This window comes from Leptospira kobayashii (assembly GCF_003114835.2).
GTDB lineage: Bacteria > Spirochaetota > Leptospiria > Leptospirales > Leptospiraceae > Leptospira_A > Leptospira_A kobayashii.
Genome location: NZ_AP025028.1, coordinates 3639360 through 3658847, shown reverse-complemented (window position 1 = coordinate 3658847; position 19488 = coordinate 3639360). Strand labels below are relative to the sequence as shown.

General features: G+C 39.9%; 21 protein-coding genes. 9 read left to right on the top strand and 12 right to left on the bottom strand.

Annotation, left to right across the window (positions count from 1 at the left end; all coding sequences use genetic code 11):
• Positions 1-75: 75 nt before the first annotated feature.
• The 4 genes from DI077_RS16695 (at position 76) to DI077_RS16680 (ending at position 3401) form a co-directional block, all read left to right on the top strand.
• Complete coding sequence (locus tag DI077_RS16695) at positions 76-966, top strand: YHYH protein (RefSeq protein WP_109021417.1); 891 nt, start codon at positions 76-78, stop codon at positions 964-966.
• Positions 938-1528: a toxin-antitoxin system YwqK family antitoxin gene (locus DI077_RS16690; RefSeq protein WP_109021416.1), complete on the top strand. Its 591-nt coding sequence runs from the start codon at positions 938-940 to the stop codon at positions 1526-1528. The genes DI077_RS16695 and DI077_RS16690 overlap by 29 nt, the downstream gene beginning before the upstream one ends.
• Positions 1525-2241, top strand: a complete 717-nt coding sequence (locus DI077_RS16685; RefSeq protein ID WP_109021415.1) for an SCO family protein — start codon at positions 1525-1527, stop codon at positions 2239-2241. Before DI077_RS16690 ends, DI077_RS16685 begins: the two co-directional genes overlap by 4 nt.
• A gap of 260 nt (positions 2242-2501) precedes the next feature.
• Entirely contained in the window at positions 2502-3401 is a 900-nt protein-coding gene (locus tag DI077_RS16680) for a bifunctional helix-turn-helix transcriptional regulator/GNAT family N-acetyltransferase (RefSeq protein WP_109021414.1), read from the top strand.
• Positions 3402-3458: 57 nt separating this feature from the next.
• Here the strand turns inward: DI077_RS16680 and DI077_RS16675 are convergent, their stop codons facing one another.
• From DI077_RS16675 to DI077_RS16660, 4 genes are read right to left on the bottom strand one after another with little or no spacing between them, the layout of a single operon-like run.
• Entirely contained in the window at positions 3459-4031 is a 573-nt protein-coding gene (locus tag DI077_RS16675; RefSeq protein WP_109021413.1) for a DUF1569 domain-containing protein, read from the bottom strand.
• Positions 4028-4771: a TerC family protein gene (locus tag DI077_RS16670; RefSeq protein ID WP_109021412.1), complete on the bottom strand. Its 744-nt coding sequence runs from the start codon at positions 4769-4771 to the stop codon at positions 4028-4030. The genes DI077_RS16675 and DI077_RS16670 overlap by 4 nt, the downstream gene beginning before the upstream one ends.
• A gap of 53 nt (positions 4772-4824) precedes the next feature.
• Positions 4825-6306, bottom strand: a complete 1482-nt coding sequence (locus DI077_RS16665) for a hypothetical protein (protein ID WP_109021411.1) — start codon at positions 6304-6306, stop codon at positions 4825-4827.
• Between the two features lie 27 nt (positions 6307-6333).
• Complete coding sequence (locus tag DI077_RS16660; protein WP_109021410.1) at positions 6334-7272, bottom strand: RluA family pseudouridine synthase; 939 nt, start codon at positions 7270-7272, stop codon at positions 6334-6336.
• A gap of 59 nt (positions 7273-7331) precedes the next feature.
• Between DI077_RS16660 and loa22 the strand changes: the two genes are divergently transcribed.
• Positions 7332-7898 (top strand): OmpA family outer membrane lipoprotein Loa22, encoded by a 567-nt coding sequence (gene loa22, locus DI077_RS16655; protein WP_109021409.1) that lies wholly within the window; start codon positions 7332-7334, stop codon positions 7896-7898.
• A 351-nt stretch (positions 7899-8249) separates the two neighbouring features.
• Here loa22 and DI077_RS19780 read toward each other — a convergent pair whose 3' ends face one another.
• The gene (locus DI077_RS19780) at positions 8250-8381 is read right to left on the bottom strand and encodes a hypothetical protein (RefSeq protein WP_278321645.1); all 132 of its coding nucleotides are present in this window, start codon (positions 8379-8381) and stop codon (positions 8250-8252) included.
• A 170-nt stretch (positions 8382-8551) separates the two neighbouring features.
• Here DI077_RS19780 and DI077_RS16650 point away from each other — a divergent pair, with 170 nt between their 5' ends.
• Positions 8552-9550: an aldo/keto reductase gene (locus tag DI077_RS16650; RefSeq protein ID WP_109021408.1), complete on the top strand. Its 999-nt coding sequence runs from the start codon at positions 8552-8554 to the stop codon at positions 9548-9550.
• Between the two features lie 3 nt (positions 9551-9553).
• Positions 9554-10153: a TetR/AcrR family transcriptional regulator gene (locus tag DI077_RS16645; RefSeq protein ID WP_109021407.1), complete on the top strand. Its 600-nt coding sequence runs from the start codon at positions 9554-9556 to the stop codon at positions 10151-10153.
• A gap of 112 nt (positions 10154-10265) precedes the next feature.
• Here DI077_RS16645 and DI077_RS16640 read toward each other — a convergent pair whose 3' ends face one another.
• The 4 genes from DI077_RS16640 to DI077_RS16625 all read right to left on the bottom strand — a co-directional run bounded on the left by DI077_RS16640 (position 10266) and on the right by DI077_RS16625 (position 13813).
• The gene (locus DI077_RS16640) at positions 10266-10415 is read right to left on the bottom strand and encodes a lmo0937 family membrane protein (RefSeq protein ID WP_109021406.1); all 150 of its coding nucleotides are present in this window, start codon (positions 10413-10415) and stop codon (positions 10266-10268) included.
• A gap of 149 nt (positions 10416-10564) precedes the next feature.
• Positions 10565-11716, bottom strand: a complete 1152-nt coding sequence (locus tag DI077_RS16635; RefSeq protein ID WP_109021405.1) for a thioredoxin family protein — start codon at positions 11714-11716, stop codon at positions 10565-10567.
• Positions 11717-11933: 217 nt separating this feature from the next.
• Positions 11934-13325: a class II fumarate hydratase gene (gene fumC, locus DI077_RS16630; RefSeq protein WP_109021404.1), complete on the bottom strand. Its 1392-nt coding sequence runs from the start codon at positions 13323-13325 to the stop codon at positions 11934-11936.
• Positions 13326-13441: 116 nt separating this feature from the next.
• On the bottom strand, positions 13442-13813 hold the full coding sequence (locus tag DI077_RS16625; RefSeq protein ID WP_109021403.1) for a hypothetical protein: 372 nt from the start codon (positions 13811-13813) through the stop codon (positions 13442-13444).
• A 131-nt stretch (positions 13814-13944) separates the two neighbouring features.
• On the opposite strand from DI077_RS16625, the gene DI077_RS16620 reads away from it, so the two are divergent.
• Positions 13945-14382: an AAA family ATPase gene (locus DI077_RS16620; RefSeq protein ID WP_109021402.1), complete on the top strand. Its 438-nt coding sequence runs from the start codon at positions 13945-13947 to the stop codon at positions 14380-14382.
• A 124-nt stretch (positions 14383-14506) separates the two neighbouring features.
• Here the strand turns inward: DI077_RS16620 and DI077_RS16615 are convergent, their stop codons facing one another.
• The gene (locus DI077_RS16615) at positions 14507-14770 is read right to left on the bottom strand and encodes an RNA recognition motif domain-containing protein (RefSeq protein WP_109021401.1); all 264 of its coding nucleotides are present in this window, start codon (positions 14768-14770) and stop codon (positions 14507-14509) included.
• 275 nt (positions 14771-15045) lie between these two features.
• Positions 15046-15537: an FKBP-type peptidyl-prolyl cis-trans isomerase gene (locus DI077_RS16610; RefSeq protein ID WP_109022146.1), complete on the bottom strand. Its 492-nt coding sequence runs from the start codon at positions 15535-15537 to the stop codon at positions 15046-15048.
• Positions 15538-15632: 95 nt separating this feature from the next.
• Here DI077_RS16610 and DI077_RS16605 point away from each other — a divergent pair, with 95 nt between their 5' ends.
• Positions 15633-17309, top strand: coding sequence for a Na/Pi cotransporter family protein (locus tag DI077_RS16605; protein WP_109021400.1), 1677 nt, complete (start codon positions 15633-15635; stop codon positions 17307-17309).
• Between the two features lie 48 nt (positions 17310-17357).
• Here the strand turns inward: DI077_RS16605 and DI077_RS16600 are convergent, their stop codons facing one another.
• Entirely contained in the window at positions 17358-19415 is a 2058-nt protein-coding gene (locus tag DI077_RS16600) for a 7TM diverse intracellular signaling domain-containing protein (RefSeq protein WP_109021399.1), read from the bottom strand.
• Positions 19416-19488 lie beyond the last annotated feature (73 nt).

Genomic DNA, 19488 nt, shown 5'->3' with positions numbered 1-19488 from the left:
TGGTATTGTGAAATAAATTGTTGAGAATGAAATAATTTCCGATCGTCCTATATAGGATACGGAAAAGGAGAAAATATGAATCGTACGATCATTATAATGTTACTTGTTGGTTTGGCATTCGGAACCTGTAAAAAAAAGGAAAAAGAAGATAATTCTTCGCTCCTTGCTCTAGCTTATGTAGCAAATAGTTCGGGTACTTGCAACGGCTCGGCTGCGACAACTGGTGTGACCGTTTCTAATAGCACTGCCACTTTGGATGCTTCGACCGGTTGCGTGACAGGTGTAACAACCTGTATGGATGCTGCACTTCCTTCCTGGATCAAAGATAATTTCAAATGTGCCACCGGTTATGTTTCCGGTTCCAATTATGTTTTTAAATCTCAAAACGTCCCCAATACAAAGAGTTCGTATTACGGTACATCTTCTCCATTGTACGAAGCAAGAACGACTACAGGCCCAAACCCGAACACAACTTCTTCGCAAAAACTCGTATATACAATTCCATCTGCTCCTTCGAAAGGAACCGGTACAGTTAGTACACAAGGTGGTTTGGTTTCCATCGGTATTACTGTGAACGGACTTGCCATTTTTAATAATGCTGCGGCTCCGCCGGATACTTTGGCTGTAGAAGCATTGACTTTCGACAACTACGGTGGCCATCCTCAGAATACCGGTCTTTATCATCACCACGCCGGAGCTTCCAAGATTACAAATAATGATGCGAATCTAGTGGGAATCATTTTGGACGGATATGCTATCTACGGTAAAAAATGTGATAATGCTACAACTACGACAACAGACGATTTTACTCCGAGTGATTTGGATTCTTTACACGGTCATACTACGAAAACAACTCACTTTACAACAGCCACTTACCATTACCATTTAACATATGATAGTACGGCAACCATAGATACTCTTATGGGTTCATTCTTTTATGGAAATAAAGGATCCGTATCCAATTAGATCGTTCTTAACTCTAATCGGTGTTTTGGCAGTATTGCATTTGTTATACTGCCGAGACAACCTGTCTATTGATTCAAAAGATCCGAACATTACCTTATTCCAGGGTAGAATTTTTTATAAAGCGCAACCTTTTGACGGAGTGATCAGACAGGATCTCCCCGCTTTGGACGAAATTCAAACCACTCATTTCAAACTCGGGCTGGAAGACGGAGAGTTTATTTCTAAGAATAATGCCGGACAACTCTTGGAGCAAAGATATTTCAAAGAGGGCCAAAAACAAGGGATTCATCGATCTTGGTTTCCCAATGGGAATAATAAACAATATTCCGAGTTCAAAGACGGAAACTATATCAATGATCGTTGGGAATGGTATGATAATGGAAAACCTTCCCTTTATGAAAAATTCGATCAGAACAGCAAATTGATTGTCACCAAAAAGTGGAATCGCAACGGGCAAATCTATATGAATATAGTTTTTACGGATAACGGTAGTTCTGCGGGGATGCCTGGAAGTAAAATTTGCGAGCCCATAAAAAAACAAGATAAGAGGAATCTCAATTGATCGGGAAGTTTTTTTATCCAACTTCGATATTATTCATATTATTTTTTCTTCTATCCTGCAAAGAGCAAAAACCGAATTTTTATCCCGAACTTACATTTTCATCCGTTCCTCAGGAAGGGATATTGCCATACTTTAAAGGAAGAACAATGGATCCTTATTGGCGGGAAGATGGAAAAGATTTACCGTCGGATTTGAAAAAAATTCCTGAATTTTCACTTCGTTCCCATGAGGGTAAGAATTTCACACTTCATGATCTCAAAAACAAATACACACTTGTCACTTTTTTTTATGCAAAATGCACAGGCATTTGCCCTTTGATCACCAGAAGTATGTTGAATTTTTTACCAAAGATTGATAACCAAACAGACGTTCATGTTGTTTCGATTTCCGTAAATCCAGAGATTGATACGATAGGGGAATTGAAAAAGTTTCGCGGTTTGTATAGGATAACAGGAGATAATTGGACTTTTCTTACTGGTTCGAAGGATACGATTTACGATATGGCGAGAAATCAATTCAGTGCGGACGTGAAAGTCATCCAAGGGCAAAACAATCTGAATGATTTCGTACATACGGAAAATGTATACTTACTAGATAAAGATCAGTATCTAAGAGGAATGTACAGAGCCAAAGGATCAGGTGATTTGGAAAGATTGCTGATTGAATTGAAGACGTTGAAAGAAGAAGAGAACATCAAAAAAAGCAAAGGATGATTCCGGCAAAAAGGCGAACTTATTTGTAAAAAATTCAAAGATTTGGCAAATAAAGTCGGCAAAACGATCGTTTTGTGTTAGGTGGATGTTTGCAGCCCACGACCCTCACCCCCCAACCCTACACAGGGCGGGGGATTTCACCACCCGCGTGAAATAATTATGTCTCTAAACATAATTTATACAAATCCAAAAGTATCAAATTTTAGTTGCTTTTGGCTACCTTTTTGATTACCCTCTTTTGATAGAGGAGTGGATCTCTTATGCAAACATACGTCGACAAGGTTCGGGAATTCAACAGGTATTACACAAATGCTTTGGGACTTCTAAATGCTCATTTTCTTAATAGTAAATATTCTTTAACGGAAGCACGCATCTTGTATGAGATCGGTAGTACGGATTTATGCACTGCAAGTAGTTTGGTTCAACTTTTCAGTATTGATAAAGGGTATCTGAGCAGAACCTTAAAACAATTGGAAAGAAACGGGATGATCATCCGTAAAAAAAGCAAAGAGGACACACGAGTTTTAATGCTTACCTTGAGCAAAAAAGGAAAACAAGAACTTGCCGAATTAAATAATGTATCGAATGCACAAATTGCAAACCTTATGAAACGGGCGTCGGCTTTTGAAATAAGCGAGTTGGTTTCGGCAATGGATACGATACGGCAAACTTTATCGGGAAAGGAAGCATCATTTTCAATACGGGAAAGCAAAGCGGGTGATTTGGGATATATCATTCATAGACACGCATTATTGTATGAAGCGGAATATGAATTTAATGATACATTCGAACATTATGTAATCAATGGGATTTCCGATTTTTTGAAAAATCGATCCGACTTGGATAAAGTTTGGGTAGCAGAAAGCAATGATCGGATTATAGGAGCAATCGGTATCATACATTCGGAAAATAAATCAGCACAATTGCGTTGGTTTTATTCGGAACCATCCTATCGAAACTTAGGTGTGGGTAAAAAACTACTTACTACCGCTATCGAATACAGTCGGCAGCACTTTTCCCAATTGTCTTTGTGGACTCTCAGTCACTTGGAGGCGGCACGCAATTTATATGATCGTTTTAATTTTATCCTCACGGATTCGAAACAGAATGATATATGGAAACCGGGACTCATAGAAGAAAGGTGGGAACTCAAATTATAAAGATAAAAGAGTTCCCTGATGTATCGAATTTTATTGTTAGGTTGTAATTCCTGAGATTTAGCTGATCTTCTTTACTATTTTCTCAAAATGATTTTTGATGTGAAGAGTATGTGCCAGATCGAATTCTTCTTTATCCAACTCTCCGTAAGCAAAATGAGGTTTCAATTGGGAAGATTCCAGTTTCTGAAAGAGATCGATACTTTGCAATAACCGGTTCAGTCCCAGCTTGTACTCGATTGTGTTTTCCAAATCGGCAGCGCCAGGGATGGGATCTTCCAACCCATGACTCATCTTTTCCCTCAGGGAAAAAATAGAAAAAGCGAGTTTGCCGACAGTTCCGCGGAACACTGCGGGTTTCATTTCGGGAAAACCATTCATAGAATATTCGATACTTTGAGCACAATGGGAAAACACCTTTCCCAAAGACCATCCACCTGAAATAACCAATAAAGGTTCGGAAGGAATCAATGTAGTCAAAAACTCTTTTGTTTCCTTCAATGATTTCAGTGAATTTGCTTTTTCCATAAAATCAGTATCAGTCATAACGACGGACTCCGAACGCACGTAAGCCGGTAACAGCAGAATGGAAGTAGTACCGGCAAGATTTTTTAAAAACTTGGATCGTTTCAATCGAATTTACCTTTTAATACCACCGGCTTTTCGTCCGGCTTACGAAGTTTCATATTTAAAAGTTCTACAATGACGGAAAAAGCCATAGCGAAATAAATATACCCTTTCGGAATGTGCAATTCCCAACCTTCGCCGAATAATGCCAAGCCGATCAAAATTAAAAAACTTAAAGCAAGGATCTTGATGGTAGGATGGCTATCCACAAAATCGGAAATGCTTCCACTGGACATCAACATAAACCCGACGGATAAAACTACGGCTGCGATCATCACTCCTAATTGGTCCGTCATTCCTACGGCAGTGATCACAGAATCCAAAGAAAATACAATGTCCAAAATCATAATTTGAACGATTACCTTTGTGAAAGTGGTTTTTTTGGAATTTCCTTCCATGGATTCAGGATCACCTTCCAGTTTGTGGTGAATCTCCGTGACGGATTTCGCCATCAGAAAGAGTCCGCCCACAATCAAAATCAGATCTCTTCCGCTGATTTCGTGACTAAATATGGTAAATAACGGTGAGGTTAATTTCATAATCAATGACAGCGAAAATAACAACAAGATTCGTGTAACCATTGCTAGGAGAAGTCCGATTTGTCTGGCTTTCTTTTGTTTTTGCTTTGGCAAACGGGAAGATAGGATCGAAATAAAAATAATATTGTCGATTCCTAAAACGATTTCAAGTGCCGTTAGGGTGAGAAGGGCCGCCCAAAGGGAAGGGTCAGTTAATGTTTCTATCATGAGTGCCTATATCGCAAAATTAATTGGGAATTTCTAAAAATCCAATCAAAAATTTATTGGGATAAATCAAAGCGGATGAGCTGCCAGTTTTCGCAAGATTCAAATTCCACTCCCTTTCGATTCCAGATTTCCTTCTTTTCGCCTTCTGTGATTGCCCAATCAAAAGAGTTCGTATCGCCTAAGTCGGCAATCCCCTTATCCCAATTTCGGTTGTGGATCCAAGGATAATATTCTCCCGACTCTGTTAGTGGAATCAAATGGATGGATTCTTTGCTCATCACTTTCAGATATTTTACCGGCCAATAATCAGCAGCACCGATCGGCTTTCCCCATTTTCTCCAAGTTTGGACAGTACATTCGATTCTATGGCTTTGTTTGGTTTTACCGGAAAGAATCTGTTCTTCTAACTTTGGATCCGGAGCAAAACGATTGGAACCTACTAGAGTAAATGCTAGGAAAGTAGACAGGAAAACTCTTAGTAAGATCCTTCTTTTTTTCAAAAAATAGCAAAACAATCCGAAACAGGAGATCGGTAGAATGAATAAATAACGGGCGTTAAATTCGATTCCCGTTAAGGATAAAAATAATAATCCGCAAAAAGGGGATAGAATCAAATAGAGATAAAGAAGCGTGGAATGATAGGTTTCTTTATCTTGGATTTGCTTTTGAAATTTTTTCCAAGAAAATAAAAAAAACAAAACGAAGATCCAGTAGGCAGGGAATAAGAATTTTGAAACGGGGAGTTTTGCATTTTCGATAAAGACGGAAGATAGATAAGAACTGGGATTTATTTTGAAGGAAGCCCAGGTTTCCAGTAGCAATTTTTTAATCGGAAATTCATTCGGAGAATAAGATCGAAATCCGAGATGACCCAAATAAAACACAGCAACTTTATATAAAATTATGGAAACGATTACAAAAAGAATGGTTTTGGATTTCTGACCGTTTTTATCCGCCAAAAATAAAATCAATAGGGGAAGGCCGGAATGAACGGCAAACCATGATTCGGAAAGTAAACTAACGGAAGTAAGTAGGATGAAAGGAAAAACGAAAGAAAATCGGGCCTTATCTTTTCTTTTGAATAAAATAAAAAAACAGAGTACTAAAAATATTTCTGCGGAGTGAAATCCCGGTAGATAAAATTGCCCCCAGGATACCGGAGAGATTTCGCCTAATTTCAAAAGAAAGACAGATCCCGCCAAACTCGCGTAATTTGGAATTTTCATTTGGCGGAAAAAATAATAAACAAAAACAAAACAAAATCCTGCATAAAAGGAATATAGAGTAAAAACTTCGCTTGAGAGAGGATAACCTAAGATAAAGAACAATACATCAGGGAAAAAATAATGGGAAGGAGGAAAAGACCATCCTGTCACATAGGAAGGAGCGGTCCAAAAATCACCTGCAAATAAAAAGGGATAAAGTGCATCACTATTTGTGACTTCCCCGAAATGATAAAAATAAATCCTTTCCCAAGAGGGAAAGAGAATCCAAAAAAAGAAAGATACAACTAGGATTCTTAATACAAAGAACATAAATCACAATTAGAGTTTGATTATGATTTAATAACTAACACATTTTCTTTCGAAAGTTTTGAATCTTTCGGGAAAATCCAATTCCACAGTCACCGTCTTATCCGCCTGAAACGGATGAGGAAATTCGATCTTTTTGGAAAATAACAACAATCCGTATTGTGCATATTCTTTTGCGGATCTGGAATACAAACTATCGCCTACAACAGGGCAGCCCGATTTTTGTAAATGAACACGAATTTGGTGGGTGCGCCCTGTTTCCAAATCCAAAGACAAAAAGGAATACTTTCGTCCGGTATGGGTTTGTATTATTTTTTCCGTTTTATAATGAGTGACTGCGGCTCTTCCGTCTTCTCTGACGCACATCTTGATTCTTTCCACGGGATGGCGTCCGATCGGTAGATTGATCGTACCTTTTCCTTCCACAGGCGATTGCAAAACCCAAGCATAGTAACTTTTTTTGACCATTCTTTCTTGGAACATTTTGGAAAGCGCAGCGTGTGCTCTGTCCGATTTTGCAATGACAAGCACGCCTTCCGTAGGTTTGTCCAAACGATGTACAATTCCCGGTCTTCTGTCTCCACCCACACTGGATAAGTTTTGAAATTGATACAGCAGTCCGTTCACAAGCGAAGGGGAGTCGTCACCCGGCCCGCTATGACAAGGAATGCCCGCTTTTTTATGGATCACCATAAACTCTTCTTCCTCGTACAAAACAGGAATGTCCATTTGCACTGGCTCCAAACGAGAAGGAGGTTTGGGAGGAATTTCAATTAAGTATTTTTCTTCGGTGGAGACTTTATGTCCGTTTTTGAGAGGCTTCTCCGGGTTTTCCGAATTCTTAACAAATCCGGAATCGATCCATTTTTGTACCGTGGATCGGGACAAATCATCACCTGCATTGTCTTTTAGGAAAATATCCAGGCGAGATTGATTGTATTCTTCGGAAACAGTAACAAATATTTGCATTTTCGGTTGTTATCTAATGAAAAGTTCTAAACTATGGAATCTGAAAGGTAGGTCAACTGATGAAAAAAGGAATTTTTAATCTTCTCCTCATCGCTGGTATTTCGCTCGCTATTTCCAATTGTTCTTCTACAGAACCAAAGCAAGAACCACAAGCAGATACGTCCACTTCATCCAATACTTCAAACACTGTCTCTTCACGCGACTTGAATTTGGTAGCTTTGGACGAAATCAACACGGCACTGAAGGATTATCGTTATCCGGATGGAGTTCGTAGAAGAGGATTTAGCTACAAACAAGCTGACGTTCAAAAAGAAGACTTCAACACTTGGGCAAAAGACAACGTTTCTTATATCAAAGAAGCTTTGAACAAACTTCCTGCAGAGTATCTTTTGCAAATTATCGGGCATGCTGACGCATCCGGTCCGGAAGAAGCAGAAGGCGCTAAAAAAGGTAACGGATATTATTCTCAAATTCGTGCCGATGCAGTAAAAGATGCACTTGTAAAACAAGGAATTCCTGCTGAAAGAATCACTACGAAAGCATCCGGTTCTACCGCTCCTATTTCCGGTTTTTCTGAAACAGACGGAATCAACCGCCGAGTTACTTTCCAAGTAGTTACTAAGTAAACGTTCGACGTTCCCCGCTCCTGCCCGCGTAACTTCCTGTTACGACGGGCGAGCTTCGGCCGTCCTGGCCTTCGCCACCGCGAGAAACATCTCACTTGCTTTTAATCAAATTCAAAACCTTTTAAACTATTTTTAATTGCCTTTCGTCTTTGGGCACCTCGGATCTGTTAGATAACCGAAATCCGTTCAAGTCCCCGACCGGGCTCTTCCGCGACTCCGCATCCGCTTCGGTCCTTCGGACGGAGACCTGACGGTCTCCTCGCTCCGATCCCTGGCGCTTTGGAATCATCCGAAATTGGTATGAAAGGATTTTTTCGAATACTATCCCCGCCCTATCGACATTGGGAGGGGTTAACCACCCGCCACCCGATGTCTTCCTTTTATCATATCACCTTCTCCTTGTAAAGCGAGGTTAGTGTTTCCCGAAATTTTATTCAAATAAGTTCGCCTTTTTGCCATAAGCCCGTTTGGTCCCAAAAACATTTGTGGTACCTCTTACGAATTTCCCCCGGCAACCTCCGCGAGTTCCCGAACTTCACTGTCTTCTTTCGATTGCGAACAGGTTCTTTACCCGGAAATTATTCGAAAAACGGATTGACTTTATTTAGTTACAAATTACATATAATGTAATTTGTAACTATTGGAGAACGGAGATGGGAAATTTAAAACAAATCAATTTGGGAAAAGGCGGGCCGCTGGTTTCCTCATTCGGACTAGGTTGTATGGGAATGTCCGATTTTTACGGAAATAAAGACACCCGCGATGATAAGGAAAGCATCGCTACGATTCATGCCGCATTGGAAGCAGGGATCAGTTTTTTCAATACTGGTGATTTTTACGGAATGGGGCACAACGAACTTTTGTTACGTGAAGCTATCAAGGGAAAAAGGGAAAAGTTTTTTATCAGTGTCAAATTCGGAGCCCTTCGTTCTCATAACGGCCAATTCCTAGGTTATGATCTAAGGCCTCAAGCAGTGAAAAACTTTGTCAGTTATTCATTGCAAAGATTGGGAACGGATTATATCGATTTGTACCAACCTTCTCGGCCTGATCCTGAGGTTCCCGTGGAAGATACTGTTGGTGCAATTTCGGAACTCATCCAAGAGGGAAAGGTTCGTTATTTGGGTCTTTCTGAATCAGGAGAAGAAGTAATTCGAAGAGCGCACAAAGTGCATCCTGTTTCCGCTTTGGAAATCGAATACTCTCTTGCAACCCGAGTTGCCGAGAAAAAAATTCTGCCTACAACGAGGGAGTTGGGAATCAGTCTTGTTGCTTACGGTGCTTTATCGAGGGGACTTCTTTCCGGAACCATCACAGGAAATTTAGCACCGGGAGACTTTCGCTCCTTTTCTCCCAGATTCTCCAGCGAGAACCTAACTAAGAATAACCTTCTTGTGGAAGAATTGAAAAAAATCGCAGATGGAAGAGGAGCAACTCCTTCTCAAATTGCACTTGCTTGGGTGGCAAACCAAGGTGAGGACATTCTCACATTGATTGGAACTTCCAAGAGAACTAGGCTTGCCGAAAATCTGAAAGCAACGGAAATCCAATTGAGTGATGAGGAAAAATCCCGCTTGAATGAGATTTTTCATGAAAACGCAGTTTTAGGAGAAAGATATCCTTCACAAGGAATGGCCCATGTAGTAAGTTGAGTTATGCCTAGGACGGGACTGACTCCCCTTGAGATTCGGGAAAAAGCGATCGATGCCGCCGAAGAAAGAATTCGTCGGCACGGATTTGAAAAATTCAGACTAGTTGATATTGCGAAAGATTTAGACGTAAGTCACGTCGCTTTGTATAAACATTTTCCCGATAAACAAGAGTTACTGAATGCCGTTTCCCAAAGATGGCTGAACCGAATCGATGAAACTCTTCTTAAAATCGCCGAAAAAAAGAAACCATCCAAGGATTTGATCTTTGAGTGGTTTCTTTCTTTTCACCAATTGAAAAAAGAAAAAGTGCAAAAGGATCCCGAACTTTTCAAAGCATTCGACATGGCGGCAGAATCCTTAAAACCGTTCGTTGTAAAACATATAAATGAAATGCATCGCCAACTTCAGATGTTACTTCAGAAAGCTTTGGATGAAAAAGCAATCCAAGGAGATACTGCCGCAAACCTGGGAAAAATATTTTTCGAAGCCACAGTCGGCTTTCATCATCCAAAATTGGTTTACCAACATCTGGCGGAGAAACGGGAAAAATTGTTAAAACAGATTTTAGAAGTTTTGTGGAACGGAACGGAGGGAAGATCTTAGAAGAGAAAGATGAAAAACCAAAGGAACCGGTTTTTCGATGATATTCATTAAACCATAGAACCAATTGGAAGATATGGCATACCTCCAACTGATTTTGTCAGTGTTTTCGACTTTAAATGATTTTCTTTCCGTTGATGACTCGGACCAAGATCACTATGACAGCAACAATAAGAAGGATATTAATGAATCCTCCCATCGTATACGAAGTTACATAGCCGAATACCCATAGTCCGATCAAAAGCAAAGCAATTGCTTCTAACATATAACCAGCCTTACTCAATCTGTTTTATTTCGACAAACGAGTAACGTCATCAATCACTAAATTTCGGATTTGTCAAGGCTAATTTCATCTTACTTAAGATGAGGCGATTGATCATTAAAGGATGTTAAGCGTTTCGGTTGATAAATCAATTATTCCAAATCAAAAGGTTCCCATTTGTTGTTTTTAAGATAATATGCTTTTTTACCTTTCAGCGGTAAAGCATACGATTGTTTTTCCTTTTCGTTGAATAGAATGATGTAATTTTCGTCTCTGCTCGTTTCCGTTAGGGTGGCGGAAGAGTTTCCGATGATTTGATTCCAGGAACCGTCCGGATTTCTTTTAAATTTCACTTCTTGTTTGATAATATATGTAAAGGCAGATTCCGTTAAATCATTGTTTACTGATGTACTGTTGTCGTTAGCGGGCGAAGATTCGTATTTTTTGATAGCTGCTAAAAAACTTTTCTCATTATTTCCGTAAAGTTCCGCATCAATTACTTTCCCATTTCCATCCAGTATATACATAGTTGGGTAACCTTCAAATTTGAATTTATTCAAATCCGGACTAGTATCCAATATTTGTAAGGGAACAAATTTGGAATTTAAAGTTTTGATTACATTGTCTTTGGAAAATACTTCATTTTCCATATGTTGGCAATAACCGCACCATTCCGGAGCCGTTACGATAGCAAAAATATTTTGTTTCGAACTTTTGGCGTTGGCCTTTGCAGAATTCAAAGAGCTGATCCATTGTACACCGCCGGTATTTCTTGATTTAATCCCACCTATTGCCTGTTTCTCTCCGGAGATTGTTACCGCTAAAGTTTTTTTAATTATTTTCGGTTCTAGGCATTTTTCACTCGCAGTGATACACCATTGCGTATTGATTTCCAAGACTACATTCGTTGCAACTTTCGAAACACTCCTTCCGTTTGTTTCGAAAATAGTCAGCACATACGTGCCTGCTTTGGAAGATCCTTTTCCTTGTAAAATAAAGTCGTCCCCCTTTTTTTCAGAAGAAGGTGCTTCCTTTACAAGTGCTCCGAAACCTTTTGTTTGAATGGAAAATTCGGTAGGTCGATTGAAACTGAGTGCGGACGCTTTTTTTATATACAAGTGTTTGTCTTCCGGGATGAAAACATCTAATGTAATATCCGCACTTCCGCCGGATTTTATTTCTAAATTCGAGTTTGGTTGAATTTGAAACGAAGTGTCCGTTTGAGAAAATAGAGAAGGGGAGAGGAAAAGAGAAAAAATAAAAAAGACAGTAAATGTTTTGTGTTGGTTCGCAATGATTTTCATAAAATACCTTGGACGAAAGGTATAGGCAGAATTCACCTTTGTCAATCTTCAATGATTTGAATTTTATCAGGTAAATAAAAAATTATTTCCCGCACCCCGAACTTGTAGAAAGCCCTCGCCGGCTGTGAGCCGGAGAGGTGCCCATATTTTTACCATCAGTTTACACTCGTCGTAACACGGAGGTTACGCGAGCAAAAGCATGGACCAACGAACCTATTTAGAGCTTAGGTGTGATCATATCCTCAGGTCTTACCCATTGGTCGAATTGTTCTGCAGTCAAAAGCCCTAGTTTGATTCCTGTTTCTTTCAAAGTGGAATTGTTTTTGTGAGCTGTTTTTGCGATCTTAGCGGCATTGTCATAACCGATGTGCGGGTTGAGTGCAGTAACTAACATGAGTGAGTTGTTCAAGTTGTGTTGGATGTTTTCTTTGTTCGGCTCGATTCCGCGTGCACAATGTTCTTCAAAAGAGATCGCAGCATCGGAAAGAAGTCGGATCGAATTCAATACATTGAAAATAATCACTGGTTTGAAAACATTCAATTCGAAGTTTCCGGAAGCACCGCCTACGTTTACTGCTACATCGTTTCCTATCACTTGCGCGGCAACCATGGTCATCGCTTCGGATTGAGTCGGATTCACTTTGCCCGGCATAATGGAAGACCCTGGCTCGTTTTCAGGGATACTGATTTCCCCGATGCCGCAGCGTGGTCCGGAAGCAAGCCATCTTACATCGTTTGCAATCTTCATAAGAGAAGCGGCGATTGTTTTCAAAACACCGCTGACTTCGACAAGCGAGTCATGCGCGGCGAGTGCTTCGAATTTGTTTTCAGCGGTAACGAAAGGAAGTCCTGTTTCCTTTGCAATGGCTGCTGCACCTTTTACTGCAAATTCTGGATGAGTGTTAAGTCCTGTTCCTACGGCTGTTCCACCTAACGCTAAACGATATACGGAAGGTAATACTCTTTCGACTCTTTCGATTCCGTAAGTCAATTGTTGCACATAACCTGAAAATTCCTGACCCAAAGTAAGAGGAGTTGCATCTTGAAGGTGAGTCCTTCCGATTTTAATTACGGATTGGAATGTTTCCGATTTTTTTTGCAAAGTGGTACGTAGGGTTTTCAGAGCAGGGATGAGTTTGTGGACAAGTTGTTCTCCTGCGGCGATATGCATTGCAGTCGGAAAAGTATCGTTGGAACTTTGTGCTTTGTTTACATCATCGTTCGGATGGATCGGTTTTTTGGAACCCATCGTTCCACCCGCCATTTCAATGGCACGATTGGATATGACTTCATTCACATTCATATTGGTTTGGGTGCCGGAACCGGTTTGCCAAACCACCAATGGAAAATGATCGTCTAATTTTCCGGATATAACTTCGTCTGCGGCTTTAAGAATCAGATCTTTTTTGTCTGCGGGAAGAATTCCCAATTCATGATTTACGATGGCTGCGGATTTTTTGAGAATCCCGAAAGCACGAATCATTTCTCTGGGGAAACGATCTCCGCCAATTTTAAAATGATGCAATGATCTTTCTGTTTGTGCTCCCCAATATCTGCTGGATTCAACTTCGATCTCGCCCATTGAATCTGATTCTTTTCTAGTGCTCATAAATCCTCTTAATAAACTTTGTTCTTCCTATTTTATAAAATAAAATAAAATGAAAAGGAAAAACATAAAAAGCGATTCCAAAAGAATCGCTTTTTTCATCGGGAGATATGTTTGAATTAAAAAGGTTTGAAAATCGCTAAATACGCGGCTAAAAAACCCAAAACAGGGAAACCGAACCATAAGAATTTAGCATAACTTTGTCTTTTGTATACCAATGTAAGTAATCCGCCAAACAAAAGCCAGATTACAATCTTCGCATAAACCCAACCCGGCCAAGAAGCATGAGGAATTCCCAATCTTGCCATCATTCCGAATCCTGCAACGATGAGAAAAATCAGACCGAATCCATGTGTGGCGGCAGCGATTGCTTTCCATTTGTTTCCGGATTTTGTTCCTCCGTTGATGGTGAAAAGAGCAACCCCACCTAGAGAGAGAAAGAGCAAAAATATTCCCACCATGTGCATGAGTTTGTAAACTTGATAAGACATAAAGAACCTTTCCTATATATAGTACTACTTCATCCTTAACAAATGGTTTTATTTATCTATAGTTTTTATGAAACGGTTTCAAAAAAAAGCTAGTGAACCTCGGCTTCCCATTCAATCTCACTGCAAAACATATGGATAAAGCCAAGACATTGATTCTCATTCGCGGCCTTCCCGGCAGTGGAAAAACTTCCTTTGCGGAACTACTTTCCGAAGGAGGAAAGTATCCTGTATTTTCAGTGGATTCTTATTTTACCAACAAAGATACCGGAGAGTATCTATTTAATTACAAAGAGAACCATCTTGCTTATAAGGAATGTGAAAACAATACAAAACAAGCGATGCAATCCTCAGTCGAAAAGATATTTATAGATCATACATTCACTTTGGATTGGGAAATTGAACCTTATTTCAAATTGGCATCTAGCTACGGTTATTTGGTGTTCGCATTCACTTTGGAAAACAGACATAACGGTGAAAATGTTCACGGACTTACGGATGAACAATTATTGAAAATGGCCAAAAGTTATAAACTGGAATTGTTACCGGAAAGATTGAGAGAGAAAAAGTAAGTCGAGTGTCGGTGAATGGGAAGAATCGGAAAGAGAGATCAGTGTGATAAAAGAAAAGGAGGGGAATCAAAGGACTCACACTGCAAATGTCGTAAAACATCTGCAGCGTAAGTAAAACGGGAGACTATCTCCAGTTGTTTGTTTTTGGTTTTGCGATGTTTACTTTCATCTCACGGTTCAAAATGTTTTTACCGTTCAATTCTTTGATCGCATTGTCTGCTTCTTGAGCGTCTTTCATTTCGATAAAACCGAAACCTTTAGATCTTCCAGAGTACTGGTCAGTGATGATCTTTGCAGAAGTTACAGCACCGTGTGCTCCAAAAAGTTCGCCGAGTTTTCCTTCGGTCATATCGTAAGAAAGGTTACCAACGTAAATGTTTACTGACATAAAATGTCCTCTAAAGTTAAATTTGGACTCTGAATTTCGGATTTCGCAACGACAGAAAGCCCAGTTTGAATGGGAGTAGGTAGAGAACTTTAGAGGAATGCAGGGAAACTTAAGAAACCAAGCTATCGGCGTGCAAGCTATCAGAAAGGACTACTTCGGCGGTGAAAAATCTATAAAATACTCTGAATCTCCACCAGTCTATTTTATGGCATAAAAAAATGCAACTGGAAAGATAAATTCAGAGTATTGATTCGAGTAAATTTTGTGAACAAAGATCAGTGGTGGTGGTGTCCGCCCGGCCCATGCACATGCCCGTGTTTCAATTCTTCCTTGGTCGCCTCTCGAATTGACTGGATAGTTACGTCAAAATGAAGGGTTTCTCCGGCTAACGGGTGATTGCCGTTAAGAATTACATCGGTTTCCCGAACTTCATGTAAATAAAGAACCATCGGACCATCTGCGGAATCCGTTTGAAATTCCATACCTACTTCCAGTTCCGCATCCGCAGGGAGTTCGCTTTTGGGCACTTGGAAAACCAATTTTTCGTCATATGTCCCATAACCATTTTCAGGAGAGACGACTACTTTTTTAGAGTCACCGCTTACTAAACCTTCCAATTCATTTTCTAAGCCGGGAATGATATTACCGGAGCCATGAAGGTATAATAGTGGTTCATCGGACTTGTCCAGAGTCGCACCCTGGGAATTTGTAAGATGGTAGGAGAACCCTACAACCTTTCCTTTGCTGATTGAATTTGACATATTCATTACAATTTTAAAGTGGAAAAAAATACTGCAACCGAATAAAAGATTGGTATAAAACCGTTGGTGAGGAAATTTCATACTCGGTATTAATATTCAATATGAATTGGTCTCTTCTTATACAAGTCCTTGGCGGTCTGGGAATTTTTATCTACGGGATGAAACTTCTCAGCGAATCATTACAACGTGTTGCCGGTGAAAGATTACGTTCCTTTCTTTCTTCTATGACAAAAAACAGAGTCTCTGCCGTTTTAAGCGGGACTTTGATTACAGCAACCATTCAGTCTTCTTCTGCCACAACCGTTTTGGTTGTCGGCTTTGTGAATGCTGGACTCATGCAGTTGACCCAAGCGGTCGGTGTCATCATGGGGGCAAACATTGGAACTACGATCACTGCGTGGATTGTCTCCTTATTAGGTTTCAAATTCAACATTGCCTCTTTTGCTTTACCTGCAATCGCACTGGGAATGATTTTGCATTTCTCCAAAAAAGAAAGCAGATCTGGTTGGGGGAGTTTTCTCATCGGTTTCGGATTTTTGTTTTTGGGATTGGATTATTTGAAATCATCCGTTCCCGATTCTGCAAAAAGCCCGGAAACATTCCAATTCTTGCAACAATATACGAATATGGGATTCAATACGATCCTCTTATTTGTATTGATCGGAACCCTGTTAACAATCGTAATTCAATCTTCTTCCGCTTCCACAACCATTACGATCACTCTTGCATTTTCGGGATTTATACCGATTGATGCGGCTTATGGTATGATCTTAGGTGAAAACATCGGAACCACCATCACCGCCAATCTAGCAGCCATACCGGGCAACCGAAATGCCAAAAAAGCCGCATTAGCACACACTATGTTTAATATAATCGGTGTTATTTGGGCATTGGTCTTTTTCAAATTTTTCACAGGTATTGTGGATGATATGATTCCCGGAGATCCTTTGACAGACAAAGAATCCACCAGATTTCATATTTCCCTTTTCCATACTCTTTTCAATGTTACAAATACCTTTTTTATGATTTGGTTTGTGGACACTTTGTCCCGATTTGTAAGCTGGATTGTGGATGGATTCGGACCGCTTAAGGAAAAAGAAAGAGATTCGATTCAACTTTTGCAATCCGGTGCCGTAAAAACAACTGAACTCGCCATGGTGGAACTTTCCGAGTTTACTAAAAAAATCATTCGGGAGACTTACGATTTTTTCCCGCTTATAGAACAGATTCTACTTCGTCCTTTTGATCCCGCAAAAGCGGCTCAAGTCCTTAAAAAAGAAGAGGAATTGGATCTGGTTCGTTCTCAAGTTCTTACCTACCTCAACCAAATCCAGGAATCCGGTGTTACCGGAAGTTACGGAAAAGATGTGCTCGGGATTATGGAACGTGTGAAATCCATCGAAGAGATGGGTGATAACTTTGCATCTATCGCACGTAAGGTGAAAAAGGCTCATAGACAGAAAGTATCTTTGGACAAACCTTTCGAATCCGCAATCAAAGAGCAATTGGATTTGCTCAAGCACCATTATGACCTGTTGCTTTCCAATTTGGAAACGAGCGAGTCTTTTGATATTTTAGGAAATCCTCAGATCCGAAACCAGAGTCGTGAATATCGTTTTGAAATGATCCGTTCTTTGAAAAAGAACGAGAGCAAAGTCAGAAAGAAAAAGTATCAAAAGAGATCCAATTTTCTACCTGCACTACTCTATCGTGATGTTTCCAGAAACTTGGACAATATTTCTCGTTTTCTAAACACTTCGATTTATGCGGATGTTTAAAATCTAACTTCCTTCGAGATCCCTGTGCCGTGCCCGGCACGGGGTTTTTTATACAATTTCAAACAGAATGAAAGTGATGTCGTCCTCAGGAGACGTGGTTTTGATTCTGGTTCGGATATGATCTTCCATCATCCGGTAGAGGCTTGAAACCGGTTCATCCCATCTTTCCTGTAACCATTTTAAGAGTTCTTTTTCTCCCGATCCGTCCGCAAAAGACTTATTGCCTTTTTCGTCTCTTTCCCATGTTTCCCAGAGTCCGTCCGTAAAAAGTAAAATCTTATCGCCGATGGAAAGTTCATACACTTCTTCCGGATAAATCAATTCTTTCGAAAATCCGATCAGCTTCCCTTTCGGGCGGATGGGTTGTATTGTTTTTTCTTTGCGTTTGAACCAATACAGTGCAGGGTGTCCTGCATTTGCGACTTTCAATAATTTTTGATTGAGATCCAAATAAATGGCTGAAGCGGTTAGAAATTGATTTTTATAATTGCCGACTAACGATTGATTGATTCGTTCCAGGATCTTTCCCGGGCTATTTGCAAACTGAGTGGAGCTGGTGTAGGCAATTTTTAACATAGCGGCTTCAATCGCCGCAGGCACTCCATGTCCTGTTACGTCCGCAATCAAACAGCTGATTTCCGAATTTCCCAGATTTGCTATATCGTAAAAATCTCCTCCTACGAGAGAGGCCGGGATATAGCCTGCTTTGATTCGGATTCCTTCCGGTTCGGGGATGTGTTGGGGAAGAGTGGATTCCTGAAGTTTTTGTGCTAAGATGAGTTCTTTTTGAAAAGCAATTAACTTTTGTTTGTTGATCTCGGCTTTGATCTGAATCCTTTCTTTTTCCTTTCTAACCATGGAGATCCGATCTCCCAGTCCGAAAGCCATCAGATTCACTTCGATGGCCATTGAAATTTGAAATGAATTTTCAGTGAAAACGTTTACAGGAAGAAATCCCATATACTTCAAAAGGGATGTGATTCCTCCGATGATGACTACCAAGAACGCCAAAAAGAAAAAACGGGCGGGGCGGTATCTTTTTTTAAATGCAACATGATAAGCGACGATCAATGTTAAAAATGCGAGAAACATTGAAAAAATATCTCCCGTTTCGTTCATCGAGCGATAAGACAAAACGGGGAGCAGTAACAAACAAATCACCGGAAAAAACATCAGATAAATAAACAATCTGTAGGCGGTTAGCGAATTTTCCTTTAGATTCATCATGGTAATACACATAGGGAATATCGTGAATAAAAAGATGAAATAAAGTACGTTGTGTACGTTCCAAACGAAGTAAGGATGATTTTGCAAAAAGAAAAAAGGGAGATGTCCGTTGAGCGATAATTGAAATAAAGTGGAAGAAAAGATAAGATAGATTACATAATAAATATAAGCTTTGTCTTTTACTAAAAAAAATACGAACAGATTGTAAAGTGTCATAACACCTACAATCCCGAAATAGATTCCCTGAAGGATGTTGTCTTCCATTGCAAATTCATAAAAATCTTTTTCTTTTGCGATGTAGATGGGAACTGACATCGAACTATCCGTCGCCACTCTGACGAAAATGGTTCTTGTTTCGCCCGGTGATAAACTGACCAAATGGCCGAATCCTCTGTATTTTACTTCTCTTGCGGAAAAAGGATAAAGTCTTCCTTGCGATTTTTTACCCCAGGAATGATCCGAATAGAGATCGTAAAAATCAATTTCATCTAACAACGGATATTTGATGAATGCAATTATATTCGTTACAAAAGCGGAATTGTTGGAGAGGTGAAAACAAAACCAATAATCCAATTCGGTATTTCCAAAGTTGGGAACGACTCCGTTAGTGTCTTTGAATACCAAGTTTTTTCTGGAATCAATGATGGGTTGGATGCCCAATAAGGAATTGTTTGTGCTGAAATACTTGAGATGAGGGGAAAGATCCAATTTTTCATCCAGGTTACTCACTTCCAAAATGGTTTGGGACGGGCAGACTGAATTTTGAGGTTCTGCGATGAGGGGAAGTTGGAGAAAAAGAAGGCAGAAACTGAAAAACCAAAACCCTTTTAGAATCGACGAAAGTTGAAAACGATTCCTGGGTGTGATTTTTGTGTCCATGGTCGAAGAAGGCTTCTACATTAAATCAGAAGCCTTCCTTTGTAAATCTGTTTGTGGAATCAAAACAAGATTA